Source organism: Streptomyces sp. NBC_00454, from assembly GCF_041434015.1.
Lineage (GTDB): Bacteria > Actinomycetota > Actinomycetes > Streptomycetales > Streptomycetaceae > Streptomyces.
Window position 1 is genome coordinate 5445899 of record NZ_CP107907.1, and the last position, 21625, is coordinate 5467523.

The window sequence follows — 21625 nt, forward strand, 5'->3', positions numbered from 1 at the left end:
CCCGTATGACCATCTCTCTCGAAGTCTCCGAAGGCGTCGGCACGATCCGCCTGGACCGGCCGCCCATGAACGCCCTGGACATCGCCACCCAGGACCGGCTGCGCGAGCTCGCGGTGGAGGCCACCGACCGGACCGACGTCCGTACGGTCGTCCTCTACGGCGGCGAGAAGGTGTTCGCGGCCGGCGCGGACATCAAGGAGATGCAGACGATGGACCACGCGGGCATGGTCGCCCGGTCCCGCGGTCTGCAGGACGCCTTCACCGCCGTGGCCCGGATCCCCAAGCCCGTGGTCGCGGCCGTCACCGGCTACGCCCTGGGCGGCGGTTGCGAACTGGCGCTGTGCGCCGACTACCGGATCGCGGGCGACAACGCGAAGCTCGGCCAGCCCGAGATCCTCCTCGGCCTGATCCCGGGCGCCGGCGGCACCCAGCGGCTGTCCCGGCTGATCGGCCCCTCCAAGGCCAAGGACCTCATCTTCACGGGCCGCATGGTCAAGGCCGAAGAGGCGCTCGCGCTGGGCCTCGTGGACCGGGTCGTGCCGGCCGCCGAGGTGTACGAGCAGGCGCACGCGTGGGCCGCGAAGCTGGCGCAGGGCCCGGCCCTGGCGCTGCGCGCGGCGAAGGAGTGCGTGGACGCGGGCCTGGAGGCCGACATCGACACCGGGCTGACGATCGAACGGGGCTGGTTCGCGGGCCTGTTCGCCACGGAGGACCGCGAGCGCGGGATGCGCAGCTTCGTGGAAGAGGGGCCCGGCAAGGCCAAGTTCCTCTAGGCGCGGCCCTCCTGACGGCCGCTCTTCCTCCCTGTGGGTGGATTAGCCAGGCCTTAAGGGAACCTTAAGGAGAAAAGCTGATCCACTCAGCGTGATCACCGATGTGCGATGCGTTACCGCAGGTCGGGGTGGGCGCGGCGGCATCCTGATTGCCGAACGCATATGCCGGAGCACCTCTTCGGAATCCATGATTCCGGGGGGTGTTTTCCTGCGGAACGGCCCGAACGGCCCTACCGGCCGTCCATGATGGGTGCATGGCGGGTCTGGAGGGTGTGGAACAGCCGCGGCAGCGCAGTAGCGCTCCCGCCGTGCGGCTCACGGCGGCCCTGGAGGACGAACAGGGCCTCAAGCTGCTGGAGTTGTACGGGAACCCGGCCGAGACCCAAGTGATGCTGCCGTCCAGGCCCGAGTCGGCGGGTACGGCCCGCCGGCTCACCCAGTGCGTGGTGGTGCGGCTGTGGGGCCTCTCGCCGCAGATCGCCGAGCACACCGTCTTATTGGTCTCGGAGCTCGTCGGCAATGCCGTCCGGCACACCGGAGCCCGGTCCTTCGGTTTACGCATGCTCAGGCGCCGCGGCTGGATCCGCGTGGAGGTGGGCGATCCCTCGCGCGGGCTGCCCTGTCTGATGCCGGTCCACGAGATGGACGCCACCGGCCGGGGGCTCTTCCTCGTCGACAAGCTCTCGGACCGCTGGGGCGCGGACCTGCTGCCGCGCGGCAAGATCACCTGGTTCGAGATGCGGGTGGCGGACCGCTGACCCTTCTCCCCCCGAAACGCAGAAACCCCCTGTCGCCGTTGTGGGGCGCCGCGGGGGTTTCATGAGGGTGCCGAGGATCGAAGGGGGTGTGATCCTCGGCAGGGACTTCGCTCGGGTCAACGGGAAGCCGTGATTCCGACTATGGCAGACGAGGGACCAAATGCCAAAAGTCCCAAGTTGGACATAAGTGTGCAAATCGTAAGAGTTTCTACCTAAATCTTAGGTGAGATGGGCCACTGGCCTCGTAATCAATGAATAAGTATCGATCGCTATGAGTAAATCGTTGATCACATAGCGGACGGATCCCCTGTGGGGCCGGATCGGTCCAAGGTCCCGAATGGGGTCAATCATTACGTACAGGGGCATCCGCCCCTTAAATAGGCAGGTGCTCTGCTACCCGGACCGCCGATCCGCTCTCCTCGCCGGCGCGGCGGTCGCCGCCGGTGCCCTCACCGCCGCCTGCGGCACGGGCAGCCGTCCGGTGACACCGCCGCCCCCCGCCAAGGCAGCCCCGGACAAACCGGCCCCGGACAAACAGGCCCCCGCCAAGGCGGCCCCCGCTCCCCGCCGGTTCGCCGGACAGCCCGTGGAGATCGGACACGGTCCCCGCGGCCGCCCGGAGGTCGCGCTGACCTTCCACGGCAACGGCGACCCCGCCATCGCCAAGGCGGTGCTCGCCGAGGCGGAGCGCGCGGGAGCGCGGGTCACCGTACTGGCCATCGGCGCCTGGCTCGACACCCACCCGGAGATGGCCCGCCGGGTCCTCGACGGCGGCCACGAGCTCGGCAACCACACCCAGCGCCACCTCGCGATCAACACCATGCCCGAGGCGGAGGCGTACGCCGAGATCACCGGCTGCGGCGACCGGCTCAAGCGGCTCACCGGGTCCATCGGCACCTGGTTCCGGCCGTCGCAGACCCAGTACGCCACCCCGCTGGTGCGCAAGCTGGCCCAGCGGGCGGGCTACCCGCACGTCCTCTCGTACGACGTCGACTCCCTCGACTTCACCTCGCCCGGTGCCGCGGCCGTCATCCGCACCGTCATCGGCACGATCCAAGGCGGATCGGTGGTGAGCCTGCACTTCGGCTACGCGGACACGGTCGACGCGATGCCACCCCTCCTCGAAGAACTCGCGCGCCGCAAACTGCGCGCGGTGACCACCACGGAGCTGCTGACCCCATGACGACCACCCGCCTTCCCCGCAAGGCCACCGCGCTGCTGGCCGGTCTGGTCCTCGCCGCCCTGGCCGGCTGCGGATCAGCCGACAAGGGCCCCGCCGAGGCCCTCGGCTCGAAGGGGCCGGCCGTACCCGCCAAGGCCGTACCGGCCGTGCCGCCGGGCCTGGCCGGGATGCCGCCGCTCCTCGATCCGCACGACGTGTACGCCGCCGACCGGCCGAACAAGCTCTCCCCGGTGGTCAAGGACTTCCCGTCCCGCGTGTACGTGCCGAACACCACCTCCAACACGGTGTCGGTCATCGACCCGGTGACGTACAAGGTCATCGACACCATCCCGGTCGGCGTCCAGCCGCAGCACGTCGTCCCCTCCTGGGACATGAAGACCCTCTGGGTCAACAACAACCGGGGCCACACGCTCACCCCGATCAACCCGGCCACCGGCGAGGCCGGCGCGCCCGTAGAGGTGCACGACCCGTACAACCTGTACTTCACGCCCAACGGCAAGTACGCGATCGTCATGGCCTCGATGGACAAGGAACTGGTCTTCCGCGACCCGCACACCATGGACCGGGTCAAGACCGTCCCGGTCAGCTGCTTCGGCGTCAACCACGCCGACTTCTCCGCCGACGGCCGCTACTTCATCGTCAGCTGCGAGTTCTCCGGCGAGCTCCTCAAGGTCGACACCGAGAAGATGGAGGTCATCGGCCAGCAGAAGCTGCCCTTCGAAGGCGCGATGCCGCAGGACGTCAAGGTCTCCCCGGACGGAAAGACCTTCTACGTCGCGGACATGATGGCGCACGGCATGTGGGTGCTCAGCGGGGACAAGTTCGATACCCCCAAGCTGCTGCCCACCGGCAAGGGCTGCCACGGGCTGTACGTCAGCCGCGACTCCAAGGAGATGTACGTCTCCAACCGCGGCGAAGGGTCCATCTCCGTCTTCGACTTCACCCAGAACAAGCTGACGAAGAAGTGGGAGCTGCCCGACGGCGGCAGCCCCGACATGGGCGGGGTCTCCGCCGACGGCAAGGTGCTGTGGCTGTCGGGCCGCTACAACTCCGAGGTCTACGCGATCGACACCGTCACCGGCAAGGAGCTCGCCAAGATCCCGGTGGGCGGCGGCCCCCACGGCCTCGCCGTGTACCCGCAGCCCGGCCGCTACTCGCTCGGCCACACCGGCATCTTCCGGTAGGCGCGCAGGTGCCCCGGGAGCTCGTGCGTACGGCTCCCGGGGCACCCTCATGCGTGCGGCGCCCCTTCCCGCGCGCGGCTCCCCGTCACCAGGCGACGGGGAGCCGCTCCGGGAGGCGCTTGATGAAGCCGGTGCGCCACACCAGGTTCTCCGCCGGCACCGCGAGCCGCAGTCCGGGCAGCCGCTCGACCAGCACCTCCAGCGCGATCTCGGCGTGCGTCCGGGCGAGGGCGGTCGCCGGACAGAAGTGCCGGCCGGCGCCGAAGGCGAGGTGGGCGGCCGGGCTCTCGCGCTCCAGGTCCAGTACGTCCGGGCGCTCGAAGGCCGCCGGGTCGAAGTTGGCGCCCTCCAGCAGGACGAGTACGAGCTCACCCTCCCGGACCAGTACCTCGCCGACCTGGACGTCCGCCATGGCGATGCGCGGCAGGCCGTCGCCCACGGACAGGTTCCAGCGGAGCAGCTCCTCCACGGCCGCGCCCATGCGCTCCGGATGCTCGCGCAGGTACCCGATGAGCTCGGGCTTCTGCAGCAGCGCGAGGATCGCGAGGGTCAGGAACGCGGAGGTGGAGACCGCGCCCGCGCCGAAGAGGGAGACGGCGACCGTCGCGAACATGTCGTCGGTCAGGTGCGCCGACTCCGGATCGGCCTCCTTCAGTCCGGCGAACGTGCCGAGGAGCCCCGTACGCTCCTCGGCGGGCAGCGCGAGCTGGACCCGGAGCCGCTCGGCGAAGTAGCCGACGTCCTTGTACCAGTTGAGCGCCGAGTCGGCGAAGGGCTCGCGCGCCGTCATGAACGCCACGTCCAGCCCCGACATCAGCCGCCGCCAGTCCTCGAACGGCACCCCCAGCACCATGCAGTGCAGGGCCGCCGAGAACGGATCGGCGAAGGCGGCCCGCAGATCGGCGGGACCCCCCTCGGCCACGATCCCGTCGAGGAGCTCCCCGGCCGCGGCGCGCAGCCGGTCCCGCAGCCCCTTCTGGCGCGGGCTGAGCGCCTTCATGACCGCGTCGCGCAGTCCGGCACTGTTGATGTTGCCCATGTTGTTGACGACCTCGGGCGGGATCGTCAGCGCGTACTGGCGCGGTACGCCGGCGTTCGCCGTGTCCCGGAGGCTGAAGCGCTCGTCCTCCAGCACCTGCCTGGCCAGCGCGTAGCTGCTCACCAGCCAGGCCGGATCCCCGGTCAGGGTACGGACCTTCGCGACCGGAGCCTTCTCGCGCAGCCAGCCGCACTCCTCGGGGAGCACGTCACCGCGCCGGGAGAGCGGGAAGTCGAGGAGGGGCTCCCCGGTCTGCCCGGCGCCCTCAAGCTGCTCGACGGTCATCGGCGGTCCCTTCGGCTGGTGGGGTTCGGCTGGTTCGGGTCTTTCTGAACCATTTCTTCCGTATCAGGCCTTACGACGGCATAAGCCTGATTCCTGGTCGCGCGCAGTCCTCCGCCGCGCGCGAAGAGGACATCCGTCAGCGGCATCTTGACGTGGTAGGCCGCCACCGAGGACGGCACGTCGAGAATGCTGGGAGTGTCGATGAAGAAGGGCAGCTCTGCTGCCATGTAGTCGAAACAGACCTGCAACTGCGAGTCCGTAATGGATTCACCTTCCGGCAACTTCGAACCGGCAAAGTGCAAGGCCATTTCCTCGCAGCCCTTGCGGAACTCGTCGTCGGTCTCCAGAAAATGCAGAACACGCCGGTGGAGGAGCTGGTAGACGGGATTCGACAGGAACTCCGAAAGTGCCCGCACGCGGATCTCCGCGCCGGGGTTCCCCGATTCCTCGACCCCCTTGAGGATCCTCCGGCGGACCGCCTTTATTTCCTTCGCCGCACGCTTCCCCGCGTGCTCCTCGGTGTAGCCGAAGGCGGCGAACATCCGGTCCACGTGGAGGTCCGCGTAGACGAAGTCCACCTGGGCGAACCGGGTCGTGGCCCACCGGGCAAGGCTGGTGATGCGGTCGGAGCTGAAGTAGCTGTTTCCGGGACTCACTCCGATGAGCACATGGTCGCCGTCTTCCCAGATATGGCGGCAGGTGCGGGTGAAGGGCAGAACTTCGAATGATGCGTCGACATGGATCGTCATCTGTGTGATCGCCCTTGTTGCCACTAGTCCCTGGGAGCCCTGCGCTCCTGGTGTGGCGGCAATGCCGGTACGTTATGCCGTGGCCCCGGAGCGTGACAAGTGGAAGTCGAAATTGTTGGCGATAAATATAACTTCCACTCTACGGAAAGGTAATTGAATTTCTATCTGCCGCCCGAACGGGACCCGGGGCGGGAGGGGTCTGGCGGGGACGGCTACCCTGAGCCGGTCAACAAGCACCAAGAAGGGGTGGACCCAGTGGCGGACATCGAGAGCGCACGGGCGACGTTCGGCAAGTTCGACGCGGACGGCGACGGCTTCGTCACGGCCGACGAGTACAGCGCTGCCATGAAGGCGATGGGTGACGCGTACGTCACCGGCGCGGTCGCGGACGCCGTGATCGCCGCCAAGGACACCAACGGCGACGGCCTGCTGAGCTTCGACGAGTTCTGGGCCTCCCTGAACAAGTAAGCCCCGCGGGCAGGCCCCGCGCCGCCCCCGCCCGCCCCCCTGCCGGGGCAGGGCGGGGGACGGGTCAGGCCGTGCCCCCCGCCTCTTCCTCCATGTCCTGGACCTCGGCGAGCGCCTCCTCCAGCCAGGCCAGCCAGAAGCTCTCCAGGGCGATCCCGCCGTGCAGGACGAGCCGGCGCAACCGGTCCTCGACGGCGTCCCGGCCCGCGGGGAAGTCCTTCGCCTCGATGGCCTCGTACTCCGCCAACTGCCCCCGGTGCAACTCCAGATGGCGCCGCAGCTCGCCCCCGAGCCCCTGCGGCCCGACCACGCCCGCCGCGCGGATCCGCAGCAGCAGGGGGTCGCGCATCGGCTTCGGGTCCTGGCTGTCCCCGACCCACCGGGCCAGCTCCGCGCTTCCGGCGGGCAGCACCTCGTACTCCTTCTTCTGCCCCCGCACGGGCACCGCGCTGGGCAACGCCCGGATCAGCCCGGCCTCCTCCAGCCGGCCGAGCTCCCGGTAGATCTGCTGGTGCGTGGCGGACCAGAAGTACCCGATCGACTTGTCGAACCGCCGCGTCAGCTCCAGCCCGGACGAGGGCTTCTCGAGCAGGGCGGTGAGGATGGCGTGCGGGAGCGACATGCGGCCATCCTAGGTTTGCGGGAGGTCGAGGACCGCGATCCCGTTCTTCACGGCCACCGCCAGGCGGGTTCCGTCGGGCCGGCGGACCGAGCCGACCTCGCTGTCCCTACGCCCAGGCGGCCAGCGCGTCCGGGGTTCTCGGGCCGGGGGCACCGGGGCCGAGCAGGCCCCGCGCCCGCAGGAAGGCCGTCACCGCCGGGGACCACGCCGTGCGCAGGCCCGACGCTGCGAGGAGGGGCGGGTCCGAGAGGAGGGAATCCGCCGGGCCCACGCGGATGCCGGACGGGGTCAGGACCGCCGCGTCGTCGGCCCAGCGGACCGCCAGGTCCACGTCGTGGGTGGCCATGACCACCGTGGTGCCGGAGGCCTGGAGTCCCGACAGGACGGCCAGGAGCCGTTCCTGGCCGTCCGGGTCGAGCCCGGCCGTCGGCTCGTCCAGGATCAGCACGCGCGGAGCCATCGCCACCGCACCCGCGATCGCCGCGCGCTTGCGCTGGCCGTAGGACAGGAGGTGGGTGGGGCGGTCCCGGAGCGCGGTGATGTCCAGTGCGGTGAGCGCCGAGTCCACCCGGGCGCGGACCTCGGCCGGCGGCAGGCCCAGGTTCATCGGGCCGAAGGACACGTCCTGTTCGACGGAGGCCGCGAAGAGCTGGTCGTCGGGGTCCTGCACCACCAGTTGGACGGAGGTCCGCAGCCGGGTCAGGCCGGCGCGGTCGTACGCGACCTGCGTGCCGTCGAGCCGCAGTGCGCCCGTACCGGGCCGCAGGCCGCCGCTCAGCAGCCGCATCAGCGTGGTCTTGCCGCTGCCGTTGCGGCCCAGCAGGGCCAGCGCCCGGCCCGCCGGGATGGCGAAGTCGACGCCGGTCAGGACGGCCGGGCCGTCCTCGTAGGCATAGCCCGCGCCGGCCAGTTCCACCAGGGGGGTCGCCGATGGGTTCATGGGTGGAGCCCCTTCAGTACGAGGGTCAGGGTGATCAGCGCCGCCAGCAGCCCGGCCGTGGCCGCCAGGAACCGCCACGACAGGGCCGCCTCCGGGACCAGGACCCGCAGCGCGCCGTCGTAGCCGCGTCCGGCCAGCCCGGCCTGGAGCTTGGCCGCGCGGTCGAAGGCCCGTACGAAGGAGGTCGCGGCGAGCCCGGCCAGGGAACGCCACACCGCCGCCCGTCCGGTGTGCCCGAGGCGGGCCGCCTGGGCACGGCGGACCTGGGCCAGCGAGTCCAGGAGCAGGAAGGTGATCCGGTACATGACCAGGGCCACGTCCACCACGGGCGCCGGCACCCCGGCCCGGACCAGCCGGGGGAGCACGTCGGAGACCGGGGTGGTGAAGGCGAACAGCAGCAGCCCGAGCGAGGCCGCCGAGGTGCGCAGGAGCAGCTCGGCGGCGTGCCGCGGGCCGTCCGGGGCCATGGCGACCAGGCCCTGCGGGCCGCCCACGGCGAACAGCAGGGGCAGCGCCCCCGTGAAGCAGAAGCCGAGCGGGATCCGGAAGGCCCGCCACAGCTGGCGCCCGGCCACGCCCGCCGGGCCGAGCAGCACGGCGAGCGTGGCGGCGGCCACCAGCGGACCGCCGGGCCAGGGCGGCAGGCAGACGGCGGTGACCGTCAGCCCGAGCCCGAGCAGGGCCTTCTCCAGCGGGTGTCGGCCGCGCCAGCGGCTGCCGTGCGCGGCCACGTCGATCGGCAGCACCGGCTACGACTCCGGGGTGGCGGTACCGGCGGTGGCACCGGCGGCGGCCTGGGCGAGGCCCTGGCGGCGGCCCTTGCGGACGCCGAAGTAGTACGCGAGCACGCCCGCGCCCAGCGCCGCCTGCAGGGCGAACAGCGCCGACTCCACCTCCCCGGACGGGGGTTCGTACAGCGGGGAGAACCACGGCTCGTAGCCCGGCTCGAGCTCGGTGATGGCCGCCTCGGCCTGCGCGTCGGCGCCCGTGAAGGGCTCCTCCTTGCCCTCGCCGAGGCCGAGCGCGATCGGGAGCACGGCGAGCGCGGCCACCAGGAGCAGCAGCAGGGTGTTGATCTTCGCGTTCCTGCTCATCAGGCTGCCGCCTCCTGCTTCTCGGTACGTCCGGAGGTCAGTTTGGCGACACCGAGCCGGACCAGGTCCGACTTGCTCGACGCCATCAGCAGCCGCATCACGAGGACGGTCAGCAGCCCCTCGCTCACGGCCAGCGGCACCTGCGTGACGGCGAAGATCCCGCCGAACTTCGCGAGCGCGCCCAGGAAACCGGAGGCCGGGTCGGGGAAGGCCAGGGCGAGCTGCACGCTGGTCACGCAGTAGGTGACCAGGTCCGCGAAGAAGGCACCGAAGAAGACGGTCACCATCAGCGGGAGGCCGAAGCCGCGCAGCAGCCGGTAGACGGCGTAGCCCGCCCACGGTCCGGCGATGGCCATCGAGAAGACGTTGGCGCCGAGGGTGGTGAGGCCGCCGTGGGCCAGCAGCAGGGCCTGGAAGAGCAGGGTGATGGTGCCGAGCACCGCCATGATCGGCGGCCGGAACAGGATCGCCCCGAGCCCCGTTCCGGTGGGGTGCGAGCAACTTCCCGTGACCGAGGGGATCTTCAGGGCGGACAGGACGAAGGTGAACGCTCCGGCCGCGCCGAGCAGCAGGGTGCTCTCCGGGTTGGCCTTCACCTCGCGGGTCAGCGAGCGGACGCCGTGGACGACGAAGGGAGCGGACGCGGCGCCCCAGGCGGCCGCGTGCAAGGGGGGCAGAAAGCCCTCGGCTATATGCATGAGTGGGGAGACCTCTCCAGCACCTCGTGGATGGACAACGCGCCCCGGCCGGTCTCCTGGCTCACGGGTTGACGTCCTGGCCCCGCCTTCCCGGGCAGCGCGGAACCTCCCGCGCAGCCCAGTGGCTTTCCCGCAGGAGTGGAGCCGGACTTCCCGATCACAGTGGCGAGGGCCGCACCGGTTTCTCACCGGTTTCCCGAACACCAAGGCCCATTGACCCTAGTCGGCCGCGCGGACCGGTAACAAACCGGAACCCGTACGGGCGAGGCCCGGTGGCGGCCGCGTCCGGCGCCGCCGAGGGTGGGGGAGTGGACTACTCCGACCTCACCGCCGTGTACGTGAACTGCACGCTCAAGCGGTCACCCGAGCCCAGTAACACCGAGGGCCTGATCGCCAGGAGCCGCGCCGTGATGGAGGCGGCCGGCGCCCGCACCTCGCTCATCCGGGCCGTCGACCACGACATCGCCACGGGCGTCTGGCCGGACATGACCGAGCACGGCTGGGAGGAGGACCAGTGGCCGGTGCTCTACAGCCAGATCATGGACGCCGACATCCTCGTGCTGTGCGGCCCGATCTGGCTCGGGGACAACAGCTCGGTGATGAAGCAGGTCATCGAGCGGCTCTACGCCTGCTCCTCGATCCTGAACGAACAGGGCCAGTACGCCTACTACGGGCGCGTCGGCGGGGCACTGATCACCGGCAACGAGGACGGCGTCAAACACTGCGCCATGAACATCCTCTACAGCCTCCAGCACCTCGGCTACGCGATCCCGCCGCAGGCCGACGCCGGATGGATCGGGGAGGCCGGGCCCGGACCCTCGTACCTGGACCCCGGCTCCGGCGGCCCGGAAAACGACTTCACCAACCGGAACACGGCCTTCATGAGCTGGAACCTCATGCACCTGGCGGCCCTGCTCAAGCGCAACGGCGGGATCCCCGCCCACGGCAACCAGCGATCGCAGTGGGACGCCGGCTGCCGCTTCGACTTCCCCAACCCCGAGCACCGCTGATCCCCGGCTCTCCGGCTCCCTGGTTCCCCGGCTCCCCGGTTCCCCGGCTCCGTCACCTCACCGGGGGAGCAGGGCGTCCAGCTCGGCGTCGAGGTCGTAGTGGCGGTGCTCCTGGCCGCGCGGGACCATCAAGGTCATCCGCCGGCACAGCTCGCGCAGGTCCTTCGAGCGGGCGGACACCACACAGCCCTGGCTGCCGTTGCTGAAGGCGAGGTAGACCCGCGGCTCGGTGCCCTGCCAACGCGGCCACACCTGGATGTCGCCCTCCCCGGTGGCGCAGACCTGGCCGTCGAGGAGCAGCTCCCGCGAGAACACCCAGTGCGCGAGGTGGAGCCCGGCGCCCTCGAAGTCGAGGGAGACCTCGTAGGGCCGGTCGGAGCGGTACACGAAGACGCCCCGCATCGGAATCGGAGAGGGGGAGGCCTCCAGCTGGAGCGGGAGGACACGGTGTTCTGTGCCGGTCATGGGGGCCGCCTCTCTCTCAGGGGTGGGGAAAACACACCCACTCGGGCAAGTTAGTCCACCCCCGGGCCCCCTCCGCGGGGCAAAGGTCCCATCCGGGAGGGCCCCTCGGCCTTTTTTCTCCCGAACGTGACAAGAACGCGACGAAGCCCGCCCCCGGGGAAGGGGGCGGGCTCCGTCACGCCCGACAGGCGCTACGCACGACTACGCACCACTACGCCCTACGGCAGGGGGTTGTAGATGAAGGACTCGTGCGAGTTGGACTGCCCGATCGCGGTGAAGCCCGAACCGTTGGACTGGGCGCCGTTGTTCTGGTTGGACGCACCGAAGCCGGAGGCGACCTGCTGAGCGGTGGAGGAGTTGCCGAGGTTGCTGCCGCCTACGCCGCTGCCGAGGATGCCGGCGAGAGCCGCGTTCGACGCGGTCCCGGCCGCACCGGCCCCGTTGTCGGCCTGCGCGACGCCGGAAAGCAGCGCGAAGGCGAAGGGGAGCGATGCGACAGCCGCCATCACGCGGATGCTGCGGGTGGTTGCCATGATTGAAGTCCTCCAGTTAAGCAAAAGGGCTGTGGTCCAAGACGGTTGGCCGAACCGCCGGGGGTATGGACGCGACGTCGCACCCCCACCCTTGCGCAGTTGATCATCAAGAAACCAGCCCAGACCGCCTTGTTCCCCCTCAAGCGTGATCAACTCCCGCCCAAACCTCATATCCCCCTCAATTTCGAACGCAGTTACTTGCGTAACCCGCCCAACGGGCCAGCAGCAGGCCGACACGTGGGCATCATGGAAGCGGCTGCCGCGGTCGGCGTGATCGGGTGGCGAACCTTGCAGTTGCCGAGGGGGGGGCTGTATGGGCGTGGACCGTGAAGCTCGTGCCGTCTTGGGAGAGTTCACCCGTGACGGCCGGCTGTCGCCGGGCTCGTTGGAGCGTGCCGGGTGGGGGGATTGGGGGCAGGCCACTCCGGCATGGGTTCTCCTCCTCGGCCTCAAGGCTTTGGTCGCCCTTCGCTGGGAGGACGGCCGCACGGATCCGCAGCCGTTGTCCGGGGCGGCCTCCGGGCTGTCCCGTGATGAGGTCGCCGGCCTGCTGGAAGTGCTGCGCGGCAATCTCTCGGCGGCCCGCATCGCCCGGGAGAACGGAACGTTGACCTTCGAGCGAGTGCTCGCCCTACTGGCTTGCGTCATTGCCGAGGAGGCGCTGACGGACGAAGAAGTGGCGGAACTCATGGAGTTGGCGTTGTCGATGAACGAGGAAACGCTGCGGACCGGGGACTGGCTGCGGCCGCCGTACCGCGGGGTCGACGTCGGGCCGTGGGACGTGAGTGAGGAGGGATGGCAAGCCCTTGATCTGCTGGATCTCGGCGGGTTGAGGGTCCCGCGCAGGGCCGTGACGAGGTTCGAGCTCAACGCTCTGCCATCCGGTGCCGTGTACGTCGAAGCGGTCCTCGTCCGTGACAGGACCGCAAGCGTGCAGCTTCAGGCGTTCCGCACGTCCGGTGAGCCGGAGTGGGAGCAGGTCCGTACCCGGCTCGAGGCGGACATACGGGGCCGCGGTGGTGAGGTCGAGCAGTGGTCCGGGCGGGCCGGCGTCGAGCTCAGAGCGGTGGTGCCCGTCGTGAGCAATGCCCAGGGGCGGGATTCGATGACGATCCGGTTCCTCGGATGCGACGGTCCGGGGTGGCTGCTGAGGGGGGTGGTGAGCGGGGAGGTGGCACTCCCGGAGAGTCGTGACGACTGGGCGTACTCCTGCTTCGAGAGCGTGGTGGTGGTTCCTGGCTTCGCGCCGCCCAACCCTGCCGTTTCCGTCTCACCCACCATTTACGCTCCCCTCGCGCCGCCCGATCCGGGGCGGGTCATCCTCCTGCGTAAGCCCGAGTGAACGTCGCCGAACGCGGACAGCCCGATGGGGCGTGACTCGAGGAGTCACGCCCCATCGGGGTTCAGCGGGAGTGTGCGGCGAGCGTCAGCATTCGATGACGTTGACCGCCAGGCCGCCGCGGGCGGTTTCCTTGTACTTGACCTTCATGTCGGCGCCGGTCTCCTTCATGGTCTTGATGACCTTGTCGAGGGAGACCTTGTGGGTGCCGTCGCCGCGCATGGCCATCTTGGCCGCCGTGACGGCCTTGACCGCCGCCATGCCGTTGCGTTCGATGCAGGGGATCTGGACGAGGCCGCCGACCGGGTCGCAGGTGAGGCCGAGGTTGTGCTCCATGCCGATCTCGGCCGCGTTCTCGACCTGCTCCGGGGTGCCGCCCAGGACCTCGGCGAGGGCTCCGGCCGCCATCGAGCAGGCCGAGCCGACCTCGCCCTGGCAGCCGACCTCGGCGCCGGAGATCGAGGCGTTCTCCTTGAACAGCATGCCGATGGCGCCCGCCGAGAGGAGGAAGCGGACCACGCCGTCCTCGTCCGCGCCCGGCACGAAGTTCATGTAGTAGTGCAGGACCGCCGGGATGATGCCCGCGGCGCCGTTGGTGGGGGCGGTGACGACCCGGCCGCCCGCCGCGTTCTCCTCGTTGACGGCCATCGCGTACAGCGTCGCCCACTCCATGGCGTGCGCCTGCGGGTCGCCCTCGGCGCGCAGCTGGCGGGCGGTGCCCGCGGCGCGCCGCTTGACCCGCAGACCGCCTGGCAGGATGCCCTCGCGGGACATGCCGCGCGCGACACAGGCCTGCATGACGCGCCAGATCTCCAGGAGGCCCTCGCGGATCTCGTCCTCGGTGCGCCAGGCCTTCTCGTTCTCCAGCATCATCGAGGAGATCGACAGGCCGGTCTCGTTCGCGAGGCGGAGCATCTCGTCGCCGCTGCGGAAGGGGTACTTCAGCGGGGTGTCGTCGAGCTTGATCCGGTCCTCGCCGACCGCGTCCTCGTCCACGACGAACCCGCCGCCCACCGAGTAGTAGGTCTTCTCGAGGAGCGGGTTGCCCGTGGCGTCGTACGCGAAGAGGGTCATGCCGTTCGCGTGGTACGGGAGGGACCTGCGCCGGTGCAGGATCAGCTGGTTCGGCTCGTCGAAGGCGATCTCGTGCACATCGCCTATTTCCGTGCCCAGCAGCCGCAGGCGGCCCGTCTTGCGGATGCGCTCGACCTCGTCGTCGGCGGTCTCCACGTTCACGGTGCGGGGGGAGTGGCCTTCCAGGCCCAGCATGACCGCCTTGGGGGTGCCGTGGCCGTGGCCGGTGGCACCCAGCGAGCCGAAGAGCTCGGCGCGCACGGAGGCGGTCTGGGCGAGGAAACCATCCTTCTTGAGCCGGGTCACGAACATGCGTGCGGCACGCATCGGGCCGACGGTGTGGGAGGAGGAGGGACCGATGCCGATCGAGAAGAGATCGAAGACGGAGATGGCCACGGTTGCGGACTCCTATGTCTGCTCGTGGGTGGGAAGCGGGGCAGGAGGGTGGAACGGGGTGGAGAGGGGTTGATCGGGGCGATCTGCGGATTTTGTCCGGCAGCCGAGCTTAACGCGGTGAGATGAACAGCTCGGCCGCCGGACGGGTCGGGAGGGGGATGCTCAGGCGTGGGTCAGCTCGCGCTCCGGTGCGTCGGCCGTGTCGGACTCCCCGGCGGGGGCGTCGGCGGCGTCCAGGACCGGGTCGGGGCCCGGCAGGCCCGCGTAGTGGGCCTTGACGCCGGACCGTACGGCCCAGAAGTAGAAGCCCAGGGCCGAGAGGCCCACGATGGCGATGTCCACGCCGCCGGGGATGACCCCGTGGCCGCCGAATTCCTTGCTGCCGAGCGCCGACAGCGTGCCCAGCCACAGCAGGAAGGCGATCATCCACCAGGCCGGGGCGAACTGCTTGGCCAGGTTCTTCTCGCCCTTGCGCTTGAGCACCACGGCCGCGATCGGGGCGGCGACCAGGGTGAGCAGCACGACCTTGCCGGTGTCGGGCCACTTGGACCAGTACAGGGCGCAGGCGGCGAAGGCGAAGGTGATCGGGCAGAGGATCTTGGCCGCCGGGAGCCGGAAGGGGCGCGGCAGCTCGGGCTTGGTCCTGCGGAAGACGCCGACCGCGATCGGGCCGATCAGGTACGAGACCACCATCGCGGCGGAGACCACGCTGGCCAGGGCCTCCCAGCTGTGACCGACGGTGACCAGGAGCAGGATCGAGAAGCCGAGGTTGAGCCACATCGCGGGACGGGCGGTGCCGTACTTGGGGTGCACCTCGCGGATCTTCTTCGGGAAGAAGCCGGTGTCGGCGAGGTTCTGGGCCATGTACGAGGCCGAGGCGACATTGCCGATGTTGGCTCCGGACGGGGAGATGAAGGCGCCGAACTGGAGCATCGTGACGACCCAGTGCAGCATCAGCATCTTGGCCAGGTCGGCGAACGGCGAGGAGAAGTTGATCCCGCTCCAGCCGCCGGCCTCGGCCAGCTTCTCCGGCGGGACACCGCCGATGAAGGCGATCTGCAGGGCCAGGTAGATGACCAGGCCGAGCGAGAGCGCGCCGACCAGGGCCAGCGGAATGGCGCGGCCGGGGTTCTTGGCGGCGCCGCCGAGGTTGACGACGGCCTGGAAGCCGTTGAAGGCGAAGACCACGCCGGAGGTGGTGACGGCGGTCATGACCGCGGACCAGCCGTTGGGCGCGAAGCCGCCGTGGTCGGTGAAGTTGCCGGTGTGGAAGCCGGAGGCGATCAGGGCGATGACGGCGAGCACCGGGATGGCGAACTTGACCAGGGTGAGCAGGTTGTTCGCCTTGGCGAGCAGGGCCACCGACCAGTAGCAGGCCAGCCACAGCGCCACGGTCAGGAAGAGGGCCATGGCCATGCCGGAGGTGGTCAGGCCGCCGTTCTCCACCAGGCCCTTGGCCCAGCCGAAGTTCCAGGAGGACATGTACTGCGTACCGGCGATCGACTCGATCGGGATCAGCGCGGCGATGGCGATCCAGACCGCCCAGCCGGTGATGAAGCCCAGCACCGGCCCGTGCGAGATGGTGCCGAAGCGGGCCATCGAGCCGGGCAGCGGGTAGGCCGCGCCCACCTCCGCGTACGACATGGCGATCATGCCGATGAAGACGGCGCCGATGACCCAGGCGATGATGGCCGCCGGACCGGCGACCGCGGCCGCCTGGCCCGCTCCGAAGAGCCAGCCCGAGCCGAAGATCGAGCCGAGCCCGATCATGATCAGGGCGAAGAGACTGAGTCCCTTCTTATTGGCCGCGCTCATGTCCATGAGGTGTGGTGTCCGTCCTGCCAGGGGTGCGGGTCATGCCTTTATCCAGAGCCTATTTGCCATTTTTTGGCCGATTCAGTGGCAATGGGCCGCATCCGCCTGGGGCTTTGGTCATGAGAAGGGCCCGGCCCTGTGCAAAACAAGACCGGGCCCCCTCGAGCCGGCGCCTAGAGCGTCGGGTACAGCGGGAACTTCGCGGCGAGCGCCGAGACGCGCGCCTTCAGGTCGTCAGCGTCGTAGGCGGGCTTGAGCGCCTGCGCGATGATCTCGGCGACCTCGGTGAAGGCCTCGGCGTCGAAACCGCGGGTGGCCAGCGCCGGCGTACCGATCCGCAGACCCGAGGTGACCATCGGCGGCCGCGGGTCGTTCGGGATGGCGTTGCGGTTGACCGTGATGCCGACCTCGTGGAGGCGGTCCTCGGCCTGCTGACCGTCCAGCTCGGAGTTGCGCAGGTCGACCAGGACCAGGTGCACGTCGGTGCCGCCGGTGAGGACGTCCACGCCCACGGCCTTGACGTCGTCCTGGACCAGACGGGCGGCGAGGATCTTCGCGCCCTCCAGGGTGCGCTCCTGGCGCTCCTTGAACTCGGGCGAGGCCGCCACGAGGAAGGAGACGGCCTTGGCCGCGATCACGTGCTCCAGCGGGCCGCCCTGCTGGCCGGGGAAGACCGCGGAGTTGATCTTCTTGGCCAGCTCCTGCGTCGACAGGATGACACCGCCGCGCGGACCGCCGAGGGTCTTGTGCGTGGTGGTGGTGACGACGTGGGCGTGCGGCACCGGGTTCGGGTGCAGACCCGCGGCGACCAGGCCGGCGAAGTGCGCCATGTCGACCATCAGGTACGCGCCGACCTCGTCCGCGATGCGGCGGAAGGCGGCGAAGTCCAGCTGGCGCGGGTAGGCGGACCAGCCCGCGACGATCAGCTGCGGCTTGGACTCCTTGGCGAGGCGCTCGACCTCGGCCATGTCGACCTCGCCGGTCTCGTCGACGTGGTACGGGACCACGTTGTAGAGCTTGCCCGAGAAGTTGATCTTCATGCCGTGGGTCAGGTGACCGCCGTGGGCCAGGTTCAGGCCCATGATCGTGTCGCCCGGCTTGATCAGCGCGAACATCGCCGCCGCGTTGGCCTGGGCGCCCGAGTGGGGCTGCACGTTCGCGGCCTCGGCACCGAACAGCGCCTTGATGCGGTCGATCGCGATCTGCTCGACGACGTCCACGTGCTCGCAGCCGCCGTAGTAGCGGCGGCCCGGGTAGCCCTCGGCGTACTTGTTGGTCAGGACCGAGCCCTGGGCCTCCATGACGGCGACCGGAGCGAAGTTCTCCGACGCGATCATTTCCAGGGTCGACTGCTGGCGCACGAGCTCGGCGTCGACGGCGGCGGCGACGTCGGGGTCGAGCTCATGGAGAGGGGTGTTCAGTACGGACATCAAGATCCCCTGAGGTCAGTTGTCGGAGTGGGTGAGCGCGGCGTACTCCTCGGCGGAGAGCAGGTCGGCCGGCTCCTCCGTGATGCGCACCTTGAACAGCCAGCCACCCTCGAAGGCGGCGGTGTTGACGAGCGCCGGGTCTTCGACGACGTCCTGGTTGGCCTCGACGACCTCACCGGTGACGGGGGAGTACAGGTCGCTGACCGACTTGGTCGACTCCAGCTCGCCACAGGTCTCGCCTGCGGTCACCGTGTCGCCGACCTCGGGAAGCTGGGCGTAGACGACGTCACCGAGCGCGTTGGCCGCGAACTCCGTGATGCCGACCGTCGAGACGCCGTCCTCGGCGCCCGACAGCCACTCGTGCTCCTTGCTGTAACGCAGCTGCTGGGGGTTGCTCATGACCTGATTCTCCTGGATGCGGGGGAGTGGATCGAACAGTGGTCTTGCGTGCCGAGACGGACCGAGACGGACCGGAACGGGCCGGGGACGGACCGGGACGGTGCGCGGGCGTGCGTACGCGGGCGTGCGCCCCTACGGGAAGCCGCGCGGGCGACCCGTACGGCCGGAGTCCGTCGAAGGGTTACTTCTGCCGCTTGTAGAACGGCAGGGCCACGACCTCGTACGCCTCATGCGTACCGCGAATGTCCACGCCGACGCCGGAGGTGCCGGGCGCGGCGTGCGCCGCGTCCACGTAGGCCATCGCGATCGGCTTGCCCAGCGTCGGGGACGGGGCGCCCGAGGTGACCTCGCCGACGACCTGGCCGTCGAAGGTGACGGAGAAGCCGGCGCGCGGGACGCGGCGGCCCTCGGCGATCAGGCCGACCAGCTTGCGCGGCGGGTTGGAGGCGGCCCGCTCGGCGGCGGCCTCCAGGGCGGCGCGGCCGACGAACTCGCCCTCCTTCTCGAACTTCACGACCCGGCCCAGCCCCGCGTCGAACGGGGTGAGGGAGGTGGTCAGCTCGTGCCCGTACAGCGGCATGCCCGCCTCCAGGCGCAGCGTGTCGCGGCAGGACAGACCGGCCGGGACCAGGCCGACGCCCTCGCCCGCCTTGGTCAGCGCCTGCCACAGCTCCACGGCGTGCTGGGGGGCGACGAACAGCTCGAAGCCGTCCTCGCCGGTGTAGCCCGTACGCGCGATCAGCGCGGGCACCCCGGCGACCGTGCCCGGCAGGCCGGCGTAGTACTTCAGCCCGTCCAGGTCGGCGTCGGTGAGGGAGGCGAGGATGCCGGGGGACTCGGGGCCCTGGACCGCGAGCAGCGCGTACGCGTCACGGTCGTCACGGACCTCGGCGTCGAAGCCGGCGGCGCGCTCGGTGATCGCGTCGAGGACGACCTGGGCGTTGGAGGCGTTGGCGACGACCATGTACTCGGTCTCGCCCAGGCGGTAGACGATCAGGTCGTCGAGGATGCCGCCGTCTTCCTGGCAGATGTGCGTGTAGCGGGCGCGGCCGACGCCGACGGTGGAGATGTTGCCGACCAGCGCGTAGTCCAGGACCTTGACGGCCTCGGGGCCGGTCAGGGTGATCTCGCCCATGTGGGAGAGGTCGAACAGACCGGCCTTGGTGCGGACGGCGTTGTGCTCGTCGCGCTCGCTGGCGTACCGCAGGGGCATGTCCCAGCCCGCGAAGTCGGTCATGGTCGCACCGAGCTCACGGTGCAGCGCATCGAGGGCGGTCAGGCGGGGGGCAGTGCTCATGGGTGTGGCTCCCGGGTCCCAGGGCATGACATGACGAGGAGGAGTTCCTCCCCATCTGTCATCGGAACCTGAGAGGTTCGCCGAGAGTTCCCCGCTTCCAGGGGAAGGTCTTCGACTTGCACCTTGGGTGGAGCCGACGCCGGTGCCCTCACGGGCGGTGGCGCGGCTCGCTTTTCAGATCTGCCTCATCCACGCGGTACGGGGCCTGAGAGATTCAAGGGAGGTACTTGCTCCTTCGGCGTCCGCCACGGCCTTTCGGCCGGTCGGAACTCTCCCGCGTGGATTCAAGCGGCCGGTATGCAGTTGGTGTCCAGATGGCGCACATCATTGCACGGCGTGCGGCCGAATGGGGGAGGGGGTCCGGAAGCGGAGCGGAACCGGTGGCCCCGGATTACCGTCTCTTTACATTCAGGGGGAAGGGTCCTCGTGACCCGATGCGGGGGAGGCGATCACTGTGCGGAGATTCGGAGCACTGGCGGCGGCGAGTACGGAGACGGGCGCGGGCAGGGGTGCGGGCAGGGGGACGGGCGCCGGCGAGGCCGCGGCCCCCGGGGTGCCGACGCAGCGGAGCGTCGTACGGGCCGGCGCGCCGGGCAGGGTACGGGACCTGCGCGCCGCCCGGACCGCGACCGGCTCGGCGGCCCCCGGGCGGCTGCGCTTCGCCGAGGGGGACATCGTGGTCGTCTCCGGACTGCCCGGCGGCGGCAAGACCACCCTGCTCAAGCGGGCCGCCGAAGGCGGCGGCATCGACTCCCAGGACACGCGCGAGCGGTGGGAGCGCCGGATGCCGGCCGCGCTGCCCTACGCCGTCTACCGGCCCGCGGTCCGGATAGCCCACTACTGGGGACTGTGGCGGGTGCTCCGCTCCGGCGCCTCGGCCGTGGTCCACGACTGCGGTACGCAGAGCTGGGTGCGCAGCCTCCTCGCCCGGGCCGCCCGGCGCCGGGGCCGCGCCCTGCACCTGGTGCTCCTGGACACCACCCCCGAGGAGGCCCGGGCCGGGCAGGCCGCGCGGGGCCGGGGCGTGTCGGCGTACGCCTTCGCCCGGCACCGGGGCGCGGTGGCCCGGCTGCTGCGCGAGGCGGAGTCGGGCCGTCCGCCGGCCGGCTGCGCCTCGGTGATCCTCCTGGACCGCCCGGCGGCCTCCCGCCTGACGGCGATCGGCTTCCACCGGCCGTGCGGCTAGGGGGTGCCAGCCGACCCGGGCCCGGCCTCGATCCGCCAGACACCCCCAGAGCGTGCCGCCGGCCGGACCGGCCCTTCAGTGAGCCGCGCCACTACGGCTCCCGCCCCGGCGGACGGCCCGGTTCCGCCCGTTAACCTCGGGGCGGAACAAGGGCAAGCAAGCGGAGGCGTACATGTGGCCGGGTAACGAGCTGGAGCAGGTGCTCGGGGCGGCGCTGGGGCAGGCGGAGGCCGGCGGGCGGATCCTCGAAGTGCTCGGGCGCAGCCAGGTGTGGATCCCGCTGCCCGGGGGCGTGCAGAGCCTGGACCTGCCGACCATGGAGATCAACGGCGCCGCGTACGTGCCCGTCTACACCTCCGAGGAGCAGTTCCGTGCCTGCGCCGGCCCCGGCATGGACTTCGCCGTCGCCCCCGCCGTGGACTTCGCCCGGGGCCTGCCCCCGCAGCTGGGCATCGCGCTCAACCCCGAGGGGGCCGTCGGCGCCCCGCTGCCCCCGCCCGCCGTCGCGGAGCTCTGCCGGATGGGCCGCAGCCCGCTCGACGGCCCCGCCACCGGCGGCCGGGTCCGGCTCTTCGAGCCCGACTGGCAGGAGGACCCGGTGGAGTTCCTGGCCGCCGCCGCGGAGGAGTTCCGGGCGACCGGAGCCGTCGCGGCCGCCCACCGCTGCCTCGCCAGCGTCGAGGGCGGGGCCCCGCAGCTGTACATCGGTGTCCGACTGGTGGGATGGGATCCCGCCATGCGGGATGCCCCGATGGAAGCCCTGGGGCGCGCGCTGGCCCGGGTACCGGCCCCCTGGCCTGTGCAGTTGATCCTCCTGGACGGCGTCGAAGACCCGGTCGTCGACTTCATCGTTACGCGCGTACGCCCCTTCCACCTGCTGTAGGCACG

Annotated in this window: 23 protein-coding genes and 2 riboswitches; of the genes, 9 read left to right on the forward strand and 14 right to left on the reverse strand. The window is 70.5% G+C overall.

The window, feature by feature from the left end; genetic code table 11:
• Window positions 1-5 precede the first annotated feature (5 nt).
• From OHU74_RS25275 to OHU74_RS25290, 4 genes are all read left to right on the forward strand, one after another.
• Window positions 6-773 (forward strand): enoyl-CoA hydratase/isomerase family protein, encoded by a 768-nt coding sequence (locus OHU74_RS25275; protein WP_371617993.1) that lies wholly within the window; start codon window positions 6-8, stop codon window positions 771-773.
• Window positions 774-1027: 254 nt separating this feature from the next.
• Window positions 1028-1531 carry an ATP-binding protein gene (locus tag OHU74_RS25280; RefSeq protein WP_371617994.1) on the forward strand — a complete coding sequence of 168 codons (504 nt, stop codon included), beginning with the start codon at window positions 1028-1030 and terminating at the stop codon, window positions 1529-1531.
• 385 nt (window positions 1532-1916) lie between these two features.
• The gene (locus tag OHU74_RS25285) at window positions 1917-2714 is read left to right on the forward strand and encodes a polysaccharide deacetylase family protein (protein ID WP_371617995.1); all 798 of its coding nucleotides are present in this window, start codon (window positions 1917-1919) and stop codon (window positions 2712-2714) included.
• Window positions 2711-3898, forward strand: coding sequence for a YncE family protein (locus tag OHU74_RS25290; protein ID WP_371617996.1), 1188 nt, complete (start codon window positions 2711-2713; stop codon window positions 3896-3898). Before OHU74_RS25285 ends, OHU74_RS25290 begins: the two co-directional genes overlap by 4 nt.
• Before the next feature lie 85 nt (window positions 3899-3983).
• Here the strand turns inward: OHU74_RS25290 and OHU74_RS25295 are convergent, their stop codons facing one another.
• Both OHU74_RS25295 and OHU74_RS25300 read right to left on the reverse strand, forming a co-directional pair.
• Window positions 3984-5222 (reverse strand): cytochrome P450, encoded by a 1239-nt coding sequence (locus OHU74_RS25295; protein WP_371617997.1) that lies wholly within the window; start codon window positions 5220-5222, stop codon window positions 3984-3986.
• Window positions 5219-5971 (reverse strand): tRNA-dependent cyclodipeptide synthase, encoded by a 753-nt coding sequence (locus tag OHU74_RS25300; protein WP_371617998.1) that lies wholly within the window; start codon window positions 5969-5971, stop codon window positions 5219-5221. The genes OHU74_RS25295 and OHU74_RS25300 overlap by 4 nt, the downstream gene beginning before the upstream one ends.
• 255 nt (window positions 5972-6226) lie before the next feature.
• Here OHU74_RS25300 and OHU74_RS25305 point away from each other — a divergent pair, with 255 nt between their 5' ends.
• Window positions 6227-6439 (forward strand): EF-hand domain-containing protein, encoded by a 213-nt coding sequence (locus OHU74_RS25305; RefSeq protein WP_266625258.1) that lies wholly within the window; start codon window positions 6227-6229, stop codon window positions 6437-6439.
• Between the two features lie 64 nt (window positions 6440-6503).
• On the opposite strand, the gene OHU74_RS25310 is transcribed toward OHU74_RS25305, so the two are convergent.
• From OHU74_RS25310 to OHU74_RS25330, 5 genes are all read right to left on the reverse strand, one after another.
• Window positions 6504-7061 (reverse strand): PadR family transcriptional regulator, encoded by a 558-nt coding sequence (locus OHU74_RS25310; RefSeq protein WP_371617999.1) that lies wholly within the window; start codon window positions 7059-7061, stop codon window positions 6504-6506.
• Window positions 7062-7167: 106 nt separating this feature from the next.
• Complete coding sequence (locus tag OHU74_RS25315) at window positions 7168-8001, reverse strand: ATP-binding cassette domain-containing protein (RefSeq protein ID WP_371618000.1); 834 nt, start codon at window positions 7999-8001, stop codon at window positions 7168-7170.
• A complete protein-coding gene (gene cbiQ, locus OHU74_RS25320; protein ID WP_371618001.1) occupies window positions 7998-8747 on the reverse strand; it encodes a cobalt ECF transporter T component CbiQ in 750 nt (249 codons plus the stop codon). Before cbiQ ends, OHU74_RS25315 begins: the two co-directional genes overlap by 4 nt.
• Window positions 8748-8750: 3 nt before the next feature.
• Window positions 8751-9095: an energy-coupling factor ABC transporter substrate-binding protein gene (locus OHU74_RS25325; RefSeq protein WP_371618002.1), complete on the reverse strand. Its 345-nt coding sequence runs from the start codon at window positions 9093-9095 to the stop codon at window positions 8751-8753.
• Entirely contained in the window at window positions 9095-9793 is a 699-nt protein-coding gene (locus tag OHU74_RS25330) for an energy-coupling factor ABC transporter permease (protein ID WP_371618003.1), read from the reverse strand. Before OHU74_RS25330 ends, OHU74_RS25325 begins: the two co-directional genes overlap by 1 nt.
• A gap of 28 nt (window positions 9794-9821) precedes the next feature.
• Window positions 9822-10040: riboswitch (cobalamin riboswitch) on the reverse strand.
• Window positions 10041-10101: 61 nt separating this feature from the next.
• On the opposite strand from OHU74_RS25330, the gene OHU74_RS25335 reads away from it, so the two are divergent.
• Window positions 10102-10803, forward strand: a complete 702-nt coding sequence (locus OHU74_RS25335; protein WP_371618004.1) for a flavodoxin family protein — start codon at window positions 10102-10104, stop codon at window positions 10801-10803.
• A gap of 57 nt (window positions 10804-10860) precedes the next feature.
• Here OHU74_RS25335 and OHU74_RS25340 read toward each other — a convergent pair whose 3' ends face one another.
• Complete coding sequence (locus OHU74_RS25340) at window positions 10861-11268, reverse strand: SsgA family sporulation/cell division regulator (RefSeq protein WP_371618005.1); 408 nt, start codon at window positions 11266-11268, stop codon at window positions 10861-10863.
• Between the two features lie 218 nt (window positions 11269-11486).
• Window positions 11487-11801, reverse strand: a complete 315-nt coding sequence (locus OHU74_RS25345; protein ID WP_371618006.1) for a hypothetical protein — start codon at window positions 11799-11801, stop codon at window positions 11487-11489.
• Between the two features lie 313 nt (window positions 11802-12114).
• Between OHU74_RS25345 and OHU74_RS25350 the strand changes: the two genes are divergently transcribed.
• Window positions 12115-13143, forward strand: coding sequence for a DUF3710 domain-containing protein (locus OHU74_RS25350; RefSeq protein WP_371618007.1), 1029 nt, complete (start codon window positions 12115-12117; stop codon window positions 13141-13143).
• 84 nt (window positions 13144-13227) lie between these two features.
• Here the strand turns inward: OHU74_RS25350 and OHU74_RS25355 are convergent, their stop codons facing one another.
• The 5 genes from OHU74_RS25355 to gcvT form a co-directional block, all read right to left on the reverse strand.
• Window positions 13228-14610: an L-serine ammonia-lyase gene (locus OHU74_RS25355; RefSeq protein WP_371618008.1), complete on the reverse strand. Its 1383-nt coding sequence runs from the start codon at window positions 14608-14610 to the stop codon at window positions 13228-13230.
• A gap of 162 nt (window positions 14611-14772) precedes the next feature.
• Window positions 14773-16431 carry an APC family permease gene (locus OHU74_RS25360; RefSeq protein WP_371618009.1) on the reverse strand — a complete coding sequence of 553 codons (1659 nt, stop codon included), beginning with the start codon at window positions 16429-16431 and terminating at the stop codon, window positions 14773-14775.
• A gap of 167 nt (window positions 16432-16598) precedes the next feature.
• The gene (gene glyA / locus OHU74_RS25365; protein WP_266881241.1) at window positions 16599-17855 is read right to left on the reverse strand and encodes a serine hydroxymethyltransferase; all 1257 of its coding nucleotides are present in this window, start codon (window positions 17853-17855) and stop codon (window positions 16599-16601) included.
• 15 nt (window positions 17856-17870) lie between these two features.
• The gene (gene gcvH / locus OHU74_RS25370) at window positions 17871-18254 is read right to left on the reverse strand and encodes a glycine cleavage system protein GcvH (RefSeq protein ID WP_371618010.1); all 384 of its coding nucleotides are present in this window, start codon (window positions 18252-18254) and stop codon (window positions 17871-17873) included.
• Between the two features lie 181 nt (window positions 18255-18435).
• Complete coding sequence (gene gcvT, locus OHU74_RS25375; protein WP_371618011.1) at window positions 18436-19551, reverse strand: glycine cleavage system aminomethyltransferase GcvT; 1116 nt, start codon at window positions 19549-19551, stop codon at window positions 18436-18438.
• Window positions 19552-19735: 184 nt separating this feature from the next.
• A riboswitch (glycine riboswitch) is annotated at window positions 19736-19838 on the reverse strand.
• A 185-nt stretch (window positions 19839-20023) separates the two neighbouring features.
• On the opposite strand from gcvT, the gene OHU74_RS25380 reads away from it, so the two are divergent.
• A complete protein-coding gene (locus tag OHU74_RS25380; RefSeq protein ID WP_371619806.1) occupies window positions 20024-20737 on the forward strand; it encodes an AAA family ATPase in 714 nt (237 codons plus the stop codon).
• Window positions 20738-20909: 172 nt separating this feature from the next.
• Window positions 20910-21620 carry an enhanced serine sensitivity protein SseB gene (locus OHU74_RS25385; RefSeq protein ID WP_371618012.1) on the forward strand — a complete coding sequence of 237 codons (711 nt, stop codon included), beginning with the start codon at window positions 20910-20912 and terminating at the stop codon, window positions 21618-21620.
• The last annotated feature ends 5 nt before the right edge of the window (window positions 21621-21625 follow it).